Annotated in this window: 11 protein-coding genes; 1 reads left to right on the forward strand and 10 read right to left on the reverse strand. The window is 67.3% G+C overall.

What is annotated here, in order from left to right; all coding sequences use genetic code 11:
* Nucleotides 1-75 precede the first annotated feature (75 nt).
* The 3 genes from DSX2_RS13145 to DSX2_RS13155 all read right to left on the reverse strand — a co-directional run bounded on the left by DSX2_RS13145 (nucleotide 76) and on the right by DSX2_RS13155 (nucleotide 2944).
* On the reverse strand, nucleotides 76-1089 hold the full coding sequence (locus DSX2_RS13145; protein WP_020881437.1) for a glycosyltransferase: 1014 nt from the start codon (nucleotides 1087-1089) through the stop codon (nucleotides 76-78).
* A 138-nt stretch (nucleotides 1090-1227) separates the two neighbouring features.
* On the reverse strand, nucleotides 1228-2325 hold the full coding sequence (locus DSX2_RS13150) for an NAD(P)-dependent oxidoreductase (RefSeq protein ID WP_328285333.1): 1098 nt from the start codon (nucleotides 2323-2325) through the stop codon (nucleotides 1228-1230).
* Between the two features lie 28 nt (nucleotides 2326-2353).
* A complete protein-coding gene (locus DSX2_RS13155) occupies nucleotides 2354-2944 on the reverse strand; it encodes a LysE family translocator (RefSeq protein WP_020881439.1) in 591 nt (196 codons plus the stop codon).
* Nucleotides 2945-3050: 106 nt separating this feature from the next.
* Between DSX2_RS13155 and DSX2_RS13160 the strand changes: the two genes are divergently transcribed.
* The gene (locus DSX2_RS13160; protein WP_236615124.1) at nucleotides 3051-4436 is read left to right on the forward strand and encodes a PLP-dependent aminotransferase family protein; all 1386 of its coding nucleotides are present in this window, start codon (nucleotides 3051-3053) and stop codon (nucleotides 4434-4436) included.
* Between the two features lie 151 nt (nucleotides 4437-4587).
* Here the strand turns inward: DSX2_RS13160 and DSX2_RS13165 are convergent, their stop codons facing one another.
* The 7 genes from DSX2_RS13165 to ruvX all read right to left on the reverse strand — a co-directional run bounded on the left by DSX2_RS13165 (nucleotide 4588) and on the right by ruvX (nucleotide 12159).
* Nucleotides 4588-5331: a DUF1194 domain-containing protein gene (locus tag DSX2_RS13165; RefSeq protein WP_020881441.1), complete on the reverse strand. Its 744-nt coding sequence runs from the start codon at nucleotides 5329-5331 to the stop codon at nucleotides 4588-4590.
* Between the two features lie 724 nt (nucleotides 5332-6055).
* On the reverse strand, nucleotides 6056-6919 hold the full coding sequence (locus DSX2_RS13170) for a glycine betaine ABC transporter substrate-binding protein (protein WP_020881442.1): 864 nt from the start codon (nucleotides 6917-6919) through the stop codon (nucleotides 6056-6058).
* Nucleotides 6920-7097: 178 nt separating this feature from the next.
* Complete coding sequence (locus tag DSX2_RS13175; protein WP_035042530.1) at nucleotides 7098-7955, reverse strand: glycine betaine ABC transporter substrate-binding protein; 858 nt, start codon at nucleotides 7953-7955, stop codon at nucleotides 7098-7100.
* Between the two features lie 34 nt (nucleotides 7956-7989).
* Entirely contained in the window at nucleotides 7990-8823 is an 834-nt protein-coding gene (locus tag DSX2_RS13180) for a proline/glycine betaine ABC transporter permease (protein ID WP_020881444.1), read from the reverse strand.
* Nucleotides 8810-10015: a glycine betaine/L-proline ABC transporter ATP-binding protein gene (locus DSX2_RS13185; protein ID WP_020881445.1), complete on the reverse strand. Its 1206-nt coding sequence runs from the start codon at nucleotides 10013-10015 to the stop codon at nucleotides 8810-8812. Before DSX2_RS13185 ends, DSX2_RS13180 begins: the two co-directional genes overlap by 14 nt.
* 627 nt (nucleotides 10016-10642) lie before the next feature.
* Nucleotides 10643-11698, reverse strand: a complete 1056-nt coding sequence (gene mltG, locus DSX2_RS13190) for an endolytic transglycosylase MltG (RefSeq protein ID WP_020881446.1) — start codon at nucleotides 11696-11698, stop codon at nucleotides 10643-10645.
* Entirely contained in the window at nucleotides 11695-12159 is a 465-nt protein-coding gene (gene ruvX / locus DSX2_RS13195; protein ID WP_020881447.1) for a Holliday junction resolvase RuvX, read from the reverse strand. The genes mltG and ruvX overlap by 4 nt, the downstream gene beginning before the upstream one ends.
* Nucleotides 12160-12176 lie beyond the last annotated feature (17 nt).

A 12176-nucleotide genomic window follows, 5' to 3' on the forward strand; every position in this document is an offset into this window, starting at 1 on the left:
GTGGAAGGTAGAAAACAAAAAAAAGCCGGGCCGGAAACGAGGGTTGCCGGCCCGGCTTTTTTTTGTAGTTTTTTGTCAGGCCACGTGCAGGAAATCCGTGCCTTCCACGTAGCCGCGCATGGCCAGGTACTCGCCGATCTCCTCGCGCGCGCCGCGGCTGCCCACGTAGCTCAGCACGAAGGTCTCGCCCGGCGCGGGCAGGTCCTCGCGGCCGATGACCGGCACGCCGTGCACGTGGTTGCCGATCTTGCGCGGGTCGATGTCCACGTAGGCGACGATGCGCGCCCCGTGCCCGCCGAGGAGCGCCGCCCTGCGCCGCGCCACGCGGCCCGCGCCCCAGACCGTCACCTCGGGCCAGGTGAGGGCGCTCTGCGCCAGCCACTGCGCCAGGTAGTCCGCCTTGGTCGCGTAGAAGGCCTCGGGCGCGTAGTTCTCGTGCGTGCGCGAGAGGCGGCCCGGCGGGTCGTTCCAGACCAGCAGCTCGTCCGGGCACTTGGCGAAGCGCGCGCCCAGGGCGAAGAGCCTGAGCCAGAGGTCGTAGTCCTCTGGAAAGCGCCCCTCCCGCCAGCCGCCGCATGCCCGCAGGAGGTCCGCCCGGACCATGGCCGAGGGGTGGGCCAGGGGCGCCTCCACGAAGCGCGCCTTGGCCATCTCCTCGTGCGAGAGGAGCGAGTTGATCCAGTCCACGTAGCCCGCATACCCGGCCGAGGCCGTCCGGCAGCCGCCGAAGCGCACCCGGCAGGAGGCCACGCCGAGGCCGGGGTCGTTCGCGAACAGGGCCGCCTGGGACGCGAGGCGGTCGGGCAGGCAGACGTCGTCCGCGTCCATGCGCGCGACGAGGCCGCCCCGGCAGTGCGAAAGCCCGGCCTGCAGCGCGGCCACGATGCCGCCGTGCGGGATGCGCAGGGGCCTCACGCGCGCATCGCGCGAGGCGAAGGCCGAAAGGACGTCCCAGGTGGCGTCGCTCGAGCCGTCGTCCACGGCGACTATCTCGAAGTCGGGAAGGGTCTGCCCCACGAGGCTTTCCATGGCGGCCGCCAGGGTGTCGGCGGCCTGGTAGCAGGGCATGAGCACGGAAACGAGCGGCATGACGGGCACTTACCCGAGATATGCAGCGAGGGGAAGGGGAGGGGGCGGCGTAAAAAAGAGAGGCGGCCGAAGCCGCCTCTCCCGGGATACCTGGTGATGCCTGGTGGTGCCTAATGATGCCTGGGGGGCCCGGCTCGGCTACATGCCGTTCATGTGCGCCAGGACCTTGTACAGCCCCTGGGTGCCCAGGTCCTCGTGGCCGAGCGCCTGCGCCGCGATGTAGAACTGGTGGGCCAGGGCGAGGCCGGGCAGGGAGAGGTTCATGGCCTTGGCCTCGGCCAGGGCGATGCCCATGTCCTTGACGAAGTGCTTGATGAAGAAGCCGGGGTTGAAGTCGCCCTTGGCGATGCGGCGGCCCAGGTTGTTGATGGACCACGACCCGGCCGCGCCGCTGCCGATGACGTCGATGACCGCGTCCAGGTCCATGCCCGCGCGCTGCGCGTAGAGCAGCGACTCGACCACGCCGATCATGGTCCCGGCGATGAGGATCTGGTTGCACATCTTGGTGTGCTGGCCCGCGCCCGCGCCGCCCATGAGGCGCACGTTCCTGCCCATGAGGTCGAGGAGGGGCTTCACGCGGGCAAACGTCGCCTGCTCGCCGCCGACCATGATGGCCAGTGTGGCCTCGCGCGCGCCGAGGTCGCCGCCGGAGACCGGGGCGTCCAGGGCCGTGAGCCCGGCCGCCCGGGCGGCCGCGTCGATGCGCTGGGCGAGCGAGGGCTCGGAGGTGGTCATGTCCACGACCACGGCGCCCTTGGGCGCGTTCGCGACGACGCCGTTCTCGCCCAGGATGACCTCCTCCACGTCGCGCGGGAAGCCGACGATGGAGAAGATGACGTCGCTCTCGCGGGCCACGTCGGCGGGCGAGTCGCAGACCACCGCGCCCTTGGCCGCGAGGTCCGCGGTCTTCTCCTTGGAGCGGTTGTAGACGCGCACCGGATTCCCGGCCGCGAGAAGATGCCCGCACATGGACCGGCCCATGACGCCGGTGCCTATCCAGCCAACGCGAACTGTCGCCATTTCGTGCCTCCGAAAATGTTTTGAGCGCTCAATGTACCGACATCCCGGGAGCATGTCACCCCGCATCGCCCGACTGCGGGTATCGGCGGCCCTCCGGCCCGTGCCGGTCCGCATGCCGCGCGCGAAGCGGGGCGACGGGGCATCCCGCGCGCGGGAGAGGCCGGGGAGGGGCCGCGGCCCCGTGTGGGGATGCTTCCTTCCCGGCCGCCGGAGCATCCCGCCTCCTTCCTTTCCTTTTCCTGCCTTATGCGAACAGCGCCCAGACCGTGGCGCCGACCATGAGGGTGGCGGCGGAGACGTTGCAGGCGGTGAGCACGCGCTGCGAGCGCAGGAGCTTCAGGAGCGAGGAGCCCGCGGTGAGCCACAGCGTGTGGAAGGTGGCCTGGCTGACGAGGAAGATGAGGACGAAGGCGCCGACCTGGGGCAGCAACGCGCGGCCCGGAGTCATGAACTGGGCCGCGCCGGTGAGCGACATGGCCAGGCTCTTGGGGCTCAGGGGGTGGAGCATGACGCCTTCGAGGAAGGTGAAGCGTCTGGTCGTGCGGGCCTCGCCGATCTGCATGCCGAGGATCTTGACGCCGAGGTAGACGATGTAGGCCGTGCCCGCGACCTTGAGCACGAGCCCGGCCGCGGGTGACGCGGCCACGAGCTGCCCCAGCCCCAGCCCGCCCACGCAGTTGAGCAGGCCCATGCCCAGGAAACAGCCGAGCAGGAAGGGCAGGCCGCTCCGAAAGCCCGTGCTCTGGCCGATGGCCAGCAGCGTGAGGTTGGCCGGTCCTGGCGTCCCGGTCATGAGGACCACGAAGATGATGAACGGACCCAAGTGCTCCAGCATGTCTGTCTCCTGTGGCGATGATTGTCATGGATGATTTCTATGATTGTCTGTGTATTGTTGACAGATTGTCTCGGTCAATGTATTTATTGTCACCATGACAACATGGATGCCGCATCTGCACGGAGGAGAGGGGCCGCTGTATCTGGCCCTGGCGGACGCCCTGGCCGCAGACGTGGCCGGGGGCTCGCTCAGGCCCGGGCAGCGGCTGCCCACGCACCGCGACCTGGCCGACGCGCTGGGCGTGACCGTGGGCACCGTGACCCGGGGGTATGCCGAGGCCCAGCGCCGGGGACTGGTCACGGGCACGGTGGGCCGGGGCACTTTCGTGGCCCAGGCCGTGAGCGTGGACCCGTCCATGGGCTCGGGCCATCCCTTCGAGCCCGGCATCGCCGAGCTCGGGCTGGTGGCGCCGCCGCCCGGCGATCCGGACCTGGGCGAGGGGCTGCGCCGCCTGGCCGGTAAACCCGGGATAGACAAGCTTCTACGGTACCATCTCACGCCCGGCCTGCCGCCGCACCGCGCGACCGGCGTGCGCTGGGCCGCGCGCTACGGCCTGGACGTGGATCCTGGCGCGGTGATCGTCGCCGCCGGGGCGCAGCACGCGCTCACCCTCTGCCTCATGGGGCTGCTCCGGCCCGGCGAGCGCATCGCCTGCGATCCGCTGACCTATCCGGGGCTCAAGACCCTGGCCGCGCAGCTCGGGATACTGCTCACGGCCGTGCCGGGCGACGAGGCGGGCATGTCGCCCGAGGCCCTGGACACGGCCTGCCGCCGCGACGAGATCCACGCCGTGTACCTCATGCCCAGCGTGCAGAACCCAACCACGACGTGCATCCCGGTCGGCCGACGCGAGGAGCTCGCCGCCGTGGCCGCTCGCCGCGGCCTGGTGATCATCGAGGACGACGTCTACGCCCTGACGCGGCGCGAGCAGGGGGTGCCGCTGGCCGCGCTGGCCCCGGAGCACACCGTGTTCATCGCGGGGTTGTCCAAGGTGCTCTGCGCCGGGCTTCGCATCGCCTTCATCGTGGCGCCTCCGGCCTATCGCCGCCAGCTTTCCGAGGCCCTGCTGAACACCATGTGGATGGCCCCGCCGCTGATGGCCGAGCTGGCCGCCATGTGGATCGACGACGGCACGGCGGACTCCGTGCGCGAGGCGCGGCTCCTGGAAGCCGAGCGGCGCAACGCCCTGGCGGTCGAGCTGCTGGGGGCGGGCGTGTCGCGGGGCTTCGCCAGCGGCTATTTCCGCTGGCTCACGCTGCCCGCGGGCTGGTCCGGGGCGCTTTTCGAGGCCGCGGCGCGCGAGGCCGGGGTCAACGTCTTCGCCGCGGAGCGCTTCGCCGTGGGCCATGCTCCCGTGGACCCGGCCGTGCGCGTGGCGCTCACCGCCACCGAGGGCCTTTCCGAGCTCGGCCGTGCGCTGCGCACGCTGGGAGACCTGATGGCGAGCGGCGAGAGCGGCATGGGGCCCGTGGGCACGGGACCCGTGTTCTGAAGACGTCCGCGCCGATTCCGCCCAAGGCCGATCCCTTCGGCGGTTCCCCGCCATGACAAAGGCCCGCCCGGACTATCTCCGGCGCGGGCCTTCTTCATTCGTCGGTCCCATGCAGCGGGACGCGACGGGCGTCGGCGTTTCCGCCGGGGCGTCAGCTTCTGCGGCGCAGGCGACGGCTGCCCATGCCCAGCAGGCCGACACAGACCAGAAGCATGCTGGCGGGCTCAGGTGTCGCGACCGGATCCACCACCACCTCTCGCTCCAGCTTCTGGAAGACCGCATCCTGGAAGTCTGCAAAGCTGTCCGCAACGGTTATGAAGCTGCCGGGGCCACCGATGACGTTGTTCTGGTACCAGGTGTCCAGCCCGCTTTCGCTGCCCAGGATCGGCAGGCCGTTGATGGTGAAGCCCGCGGCCACGGCCGCGTCGCGTGCTGCGCTGGTGCTGGTGCCGGAGTTCTGAGAGCCGTCGCCGGAGACGTCGATGACCAGACGGCTGCCCTCGAACCCGTTGCCGTCGAAGAGCGGCAAGGTGTAGTTGATGGCCGAACCGGGGGCTGTCAGGCCGCTGAATGCGCGGCTGGTGGCGGCCAGCGAGCTGGCAAAGGCCTGGGCGCTGACGAGATCGGTGATCAGGGTCCACTGCACGAGCTGCGCTTGCTCGGAGCTGCCCGCCCACTCGATGTAGGTCACCGCGAAGGGATCGAACGAGCCGAAGCTGGCGATGTTGTTGAAGACGTTGATGTAGCCGTTCTTCTGAAGCGCGTATTCGCTGCTGTCCACACTTCCGGACACGTCGACGAGCAAGGCCAGTTCGAGGCCGACGGGCAGGGCGCGGGCAGTCCCGGCGAGGCCCAGACAAGCCAGCAGAACGACAAGGACAGTAATCTTTTTCATTGTGAACCTCCTCTGGTGTTGTTTTCGGAGGCAACGCTGCAGAAGGTATGCCCTTCGTCAAGGCTTTGAAAAAATATGAAAAAGGATAATTTTTACTGTCGCCTGATGTAAAGATGGGCGACACCACTGTCGGACTGGCATGCGCCGGAAACTGATGATATTCAATTAATACAGCGTGATATTACCTCGACAATGGCGCGGACTGCAGAAGCTCTCACGGCATCCGCTACAGTGTTTCCCCCATATGTCCTGCGGGAACATGACACCATTGTTATGTCGTTCATGTCGGCTCGCATTTCGCTCGCAGAATTCTGCTTCGCAATGTCGAGCAGCATCAGTTCCGCAATGTATTTCACACAGAATCGTGGGAAGCATCCATCGCGGATGGTCGAGGGGAGAAAGTCCGTGTTTCCAGGACGAAAATGCGGGGATGGCGGGACGGACGCGAACGGCACGAACGTGCGGAACGCGCGGATAGATGAATTATCGCTGAATGTTTGTTCAGGCTGGAAGGCGGCCGGGCCAGGGCTGAAAAACGCTGCAGGACGGCTGGCGGGAGGGGGACGAGAGGAATCCCGAGGGATGCGGAAAAGGGGAGGCTGTGGCGCTTATGCGGGAGGGGCGGGGAGGAACCATCCTCACCGGGGCAAAGCCCCATGCGGATGATCCCTCGCCGCCTGCCCCGAGGCAATCCCGGCGGAGGGGAATGCCTGCCTTCATCAGCCTACTTCTGGCCGAGCCATTCCTTCACCATGTCCGGATTCTCGGCCATGAACTTCTTGGCGTTCTCGTAGCGGTCCGCGCCGGGCTGCTGGTTCCAGGCCATGACCATCTGGAACTGCTCCGGGCTCTTCCAGTGGAAGCGCTTCAGGAAGGCGTAGACCTCGGGCATGTCCTTCGAGAGGCCCTTGCGCACGATGGTGTCGATGTGCTCTTCCTTGCCCAGGGAGCCCTTGGGGTCCTTCAGGTACTTCAGGTGCCAGCGGCCGAACATCCAGTGCGGCGACCAGGCGGTGACCACGACCCACTTGTGGTTCTTGATGGCGTCGCCGAGCGCGGCGGTCATGGTGGCGCCGCTGCCTTCCATGAGCTCCATCTTGTTCATGTCGTAGTCCTTGAGCGCCTTCTCGGAGAGGCGCATGAGGCCCGAGCCCGGGTCGATGCCGATGACCTTGCCGTCGAACTTGTCGGCATTGGCGTTGACCTGGTCCATGGAGTCGATGGTCACGTAGTCGGGCACGGCCCAGCCGAGCTTGGCCCCGGTGGACACGACGCCGATGTCCTCGACCTTGTCCTTGACCTTGGCGTAGTAGTCCGCATGGGTCACGGGCAGCCAGGCGGTGACCATGCCGTCCACGTCGCCGGAGGCCACGGCCTGCCACATGGCGGCCGCGCTCACGGGCAGGGTCTCGACCTCGTAGCCCATCTTCTCCTGCAGCACGGCCTTGACCATGGCGGTGCTGGTGGCCGCGCAGTCCCACTCCACGTAGGCGATGCGGACCTTCTTCTTGGCCGCGGCGGCGGGCAGGGTGAGGCCCAGGCACAGGGCGGCCGCCAGGACGGCGGTCAGGATCTTGGTGATGCGCATGTTTCTTCTCCTCCTTGGGTTCGGGGGGGGGACGTGGGGCCTTCTCCGCCCATGTCCGACAGGGCGGGGCGGTCTCCCACTGGATGAGAGCCTGCGGGCAAAAGAAAGCGGGGAGGTTTTGGCCCTCCCCGCTCGCAGCTGACGCTCCTTGGAGCGGGACCGTCCGCGTTGTCCGAGGCTATTTCCGGCCGAGCCACTCCTTCACCACGTCAGGGTGCTCGTCCATGTACTTCTTGGCGTTGGCGTACGGGTCCGCGCCGGGCTCCTGGTTCCAGGCCATGACGGTCTGGAAGTCGGCCAGGCTCGGCCAATGGAAGCGCTTGAGGAAGGCGTAGACCTCGGGCATGTCCTTCGAGAGGCCCTTGCGCACGATGGTGTCGATGTGCTCGGCCTTGCCCAGAACGCCCTTGGGGTCCTTCAGGTACTTCAGGTGCCAGCGGCCGAACATCCAGTGCGGCGACCAGGCGGTGACCACGATCCACTTGTGGTGCTTGATGGCGTCGCCGAGCGAGGCGGTCATGGTGGCGCCGCTGCCCTCCATGAGCTCCATCTTGTCCATGCCGTACTCCTTGATGGCCTTCTCGGAGAGGCGCATGAGGCCCGCGCCCGGGTCGATGCCGATGACCTTGCCGTCGAACTTGTCGGCATTGGCGTTGACCTGGTCCATGGAATCGATGGTCACGTAGTCGGGCACGGCCCAGCCCAGGCGGGCCCCCGAGACGATGGGGCCCAGGTCCTCCACCTTGTCCTTGACCTTGGCGTAGTAGTCCGCGTGGGTCGCGGGCAGCCAGGCGGCGACCATGGCGTCCACGTCGCCGGTGCCCACGGCCTGCCACATGGCGGCCGCGCTCACGGGCAGGGTCTCGACGTCGTAGCCCATCTTCTCCTGCAGCACGGCCTTGACCATGTTGGTGCTGGCCGTGGCGCTGGACCATTCGACGTAGGCTATGCGGACCTTCTTCTTGGCCGCGACGGCCGGAAGCGCGAGTCCCAGGCTCAGGGCGGCCGCGAGGACGGCCGTAAGGATCTTCGTCATTTTCATGGTTACTCTCCTTCTTTTTCTCAGGGAGTTACTTCCCTCGTCTGCCCACGTGCTGCAGCACCCGGTCGAGCACGATGGCCACGATGACGATGCCGATGCCCGCCTCGAAGCCCGCGCCCATCTGCAGGCGCTGGATCGCGCGCCAGACCTCGCCGCCCAGGCCCTTGGCGCCGATCATGGCGGCGATGACGACCATGGACAGGGCGAGCATGACGGTCTGGTTGACGCCGGCCATGATGGTCGGCGTGGCCAGGGGAAGTTCGAGCTTCACGAGGCGCTGCCAGCGCGATGAGCCGAAGGCGTCGGCGCATTCGCGCAGCTCGCGCGGCACCTGCTGGATGCCCAGGCTGGTGAGCCGGATGGACGGCGGCATGGCGAAGATGACCGTGGAGAACACCGCCGCCACCTTGCCCAGGCCGAAGAAGGGGATGGCCGGGATGAGGTAGACGAAGGCGGGCATGGTCTGCATGACGTCGAGCACCGGCATGACGATGCGGCGCACGATGGTGCTCATGGCCGCGGCGATGCCCAGCGGGATGCCCAGGGCGATGGCCGTGAGGGTGGAGACGAGCACGAGCGCGATGGTCGAGATGGTCGCGTTCCACAGGCCGAGGTTCCAGATGAGACCCAGGCCGAGCAGGCAGAAGAGGCCGACGCCTTTCTTCTTCGTCAGCCGCCAGGCGATGGCCGCGACGATGATGATGAAGAGCCAGGGCGGAACCATCTCGAGCGTGGTCTCGGCTGCGTCGAGGCCGGACTCCATGACCGCCGAGAAGGCCTTGGTGGCGAAGGATATGTGCGTCGAGAGGAAGTCGATGGCGACTTCGATGCCGTGTCCGAGGGGAAGTCTAGGCAGAAACATCGGTCGCCCTCCCTCGCTCGGCCATGGCGCCGAGCAGCGCGCCGCGCACGATGACCCCGGCCAGCCTGCCGCGCGCGTTGACCACGCCCAGGGGGTAGGGCAGGTCGTGCAGGATCTGGATGAGCTCCTGCGCGGGCGTCTCCGGTGTCACGGTGATCACGTCCGTGCGCATGGTCGTCGTCAGGTCGCGGCTGCCGGATTCGATGAGCCGGGAGCATTCCTCGGCCGTGACGATGCCCGCGATGTGGTGCGCGGAGTCGAGCACGAAGAGGCTCGAGATGTTCTCCGAGCGCATCTTGCGCAGGGCCGAGCGCGGACCGTCGTGGTCCTGGTAGGCCACGGCCGCGGGCTTGCGCATGACCGATTCGGCGGTCAGCACCTTGGTGATGTCCACCTCGGCCACGAAACGCTCAACGTACTCGTTGGCCGGGCTGGTCATGATGTCCTCGGGCGTGCCGATCTGCACGATCCTTCCGTCCTTCATGAGCACGATGCGGTCGCCGAGCTTCAGCGCCTCGTCGAGGTCGTGGCTGATGAAGACGATGGTCTTCCGCATGTCGTCCTGCAGCGCCAGGAGCTCGTCCTGCATGTCGCGGCGGATGAGCGGGTCGAGCGCGGAGAAGGCTTCGTCCATGAGCAGTATCTCGGGATCGAGCGCAAGGGCGCGGGCAAGGCCCACACGCTGCTGCATGCCGCCGGAGAGCTGCCCCGGGGCCGAGTCCTCCCAGCCCGCGAGGCCGACCTTGGCCAGGGCCTCGTGGGCCTTGGCGCGGCGGGTGGCTGCGTCCACGCCCTTGATCTCGAGCCCGTAGGCCGCATTGTCGGCCACGCTCCTGTGCGGGAAGAGGGCGAAATTCTGGAAGACCATGCCGAGCTTCTCGAGGCGGAGCTTCCTGAGTTCGTCGGTGGGGAGTGCGGTCACGTCGCGCCCGTCGATGAGCACGCGGCCGCGCGTGGGCTCGATGAGCCGGTTGATGCAGCGCACGAGGGTGGACTTGCCGCTGCCGGAAAGCCCCATGACGACGACGATCTCGCCCTCCTCGACCTCGAAGGAGGCGTCGTTCACGCCCACGCCGAGCCCGGTCTTCTCAAGGATCTCCTGCTTGCCGAGGCCCTTGTCCAGGAGCGGAAAGGCCCGCTCCGGATGAGGGCCGAAGATCTTGAATACGTTTTCTAGTCGGATGTTTCCCATCTTGTCCTTGTGTCTATTAAGGTTTTTTTGTCTGGATGAGCAATTCCCGATCATACATGACGATATTGTTATGTCAACCTTGCGCATGGTAACACGTTTTACGGGATTGGTATAAGAGAAAAAGAAAAAAGATGATGTTGTAATTATGTTGTACTGCTGGATCGTATGGAGTAAAATCAGTAATTTTATTCAATAAAAATTGAATATTTTATTATTGCAATGAATATCGTATTATTTGTCTATCCGCTGAAATGCTTTGCTAGCGGAGATTGCTGAGCGTGATTAAAAATTATCTTTTAAAATTAATAAGATATGCAAGCATGTTGTTGGGCGCATAACGGTTCGCCAGGGGCTCTCGGGAGAGCCGGAAAAGATGGAAGAATCGGCGCTCAGGAAGGTCGGACGGCCGAGGTCGAACGGCCGAAGGTCGCGTGGCATGGGAGCGGCAGAAGGGTGCGGCAGAAGGGTGCGGAATGGAACGTGGGGAACGGGCGCCCGGGCGCACGGCGCCCGGGACGATGCGCCCTGTCCCGGTGGGGGTGAGGGGGAGGAGGCGCGAAAGCCCCGAAGGCCCATCGGCCCAATGCGGGCGCCGCCGTCCGGCGGCCGGGGCGCCGGGGCGGAGGGCTAGTGGTGCGAGAGCTGGAAGCGGCGCACGGCCCGGTTGTGGTCCTCGAGGTTGGTGCTGAAGACGTGCGTGCCGTCGCCCCGGGAGACGAAATAGAGGAACTTGGTGTCTTCGGGATGGGCCGCGGCCAGGAGCGAGAGGCGGCCGGGCGAGCAGATGGGGCCGGGCGGCAGGCCCGCGTGGCGGTAAGTGTTGTAGGGGTTGCTCGTGTCGTCGAGGTCTGCGCGGCGGAGGTTCCCGTCGAAGGACGGGCCGATGCCGTAGATGACCGTGGGATCGGCCTGCAGGAGCATGCCGATGCGCAGCCGGTTGGCGTAGACCCCGGCCACGGTGGTCCGCTCGCCGCCCTGGCCCGTCTCCTTCTCCACGATGGAGGCGAGCGTGACCGTGCGGGCGAGCTCGGCGGGCGCGGGCAGGCCCTCGGGCCAGACCTCGCGGGCAACGCGGAAGAATTCCTTGAGCATGGCCTCGACCACGGGGCGTGCGTCGTTGTCCGCGGGACGCGGCAGGGAGTAGGTCTCCGGGAAGAGGAAGCCCTCGGCCGTGTCGAAGGGGATGTTGTAGCGGGCGAGCAGCTCCTTGTCGCGGACGGCCCGCGCGAAGCTCTCGAAGCTGCCGAGCCCGGCCTCCTCGACCAGACGGCCCGTCTCCCACCAGGAGAGCCCTTCGCGCACCTGCAGCCGGTGCAGGATGGGCTGGCCCCGGGTCAGCTGCTCGAGCACGCGCGGGGCGTACCAGCCGGCGTCGACGGCGAACTCGCCTGCGCGCAGCCGTCCGCCCGAGCCGGTCAGCTTGGCCAGGAGCAGGAAGGCGCGCGCGTCGTGGATGAGCCCCTGGTCCTCCAGGGACTGGGCGACCTGGGCGAAGCTCTCGCCCGGCGCGACGAGGAAGACGGCCTCGCGCGGCTCGCCGCCCGCGGTCAGGAAGAGGTCCGTGGCCAGGGAGGCGGCCGCGAACATGGCCGCGGCCATGATCAGCAGGCCGAGGGCGATGGCCCGGCCGGGCGTGAGCAGGCCGCTCCCGGGACGGGGCAGGGCGGGCAGGCGCAGCTTCACAGGTCCTCCCCCGAAAGGTCCGGCATGTCCGGCGCGCATTCCGCGCTTCTGCCGCAGGCCAGGAAGCTTTCCAGGATCAGGGCCGCGGCCTCGGCGTCGAGCCGGGCCTTGGCCTTTTTGGAGCGCACCCCGGCCTCGCGCATGCGCGACTTGGCCTCGGACGAGGTCAGCCGCTCGTCCACGAAGTGCACGGGGAGTTTCGCGCGGGCGGCCAGCCGGTTGCCGAATTTTTTCGCCCGGCGCGTGGTCTCGGTCTCGGAGCCGTCAAGCGCCAGGGGCAGGCCCACCACCAGGGTGTCCACGCCCTCGCGCCCGATCAGCGCGCACAGTTCGGCGAAGAGCGCCTCGTCGCCCGCGGCCGGGCGCGGCAGGATGCCGCGCGGCAGGGCCATGCGGCCCGCCGGGTCGGACAGGGCCAGGCCGAGCTTCTTGGTCCCGAAATCAATGGCCAGGGCGCGCATGTGGGTCACCTGTGTGG

Source organism: Desulfovibrio sp. X2 (genome assembly GCF_000422205.1).
GTDB lineage: Bacteria > Desulfobacterota > Desulfovibrionia > Desulfovibrionales > Desulfovibrionaceae > Alkalidesulfovibrio.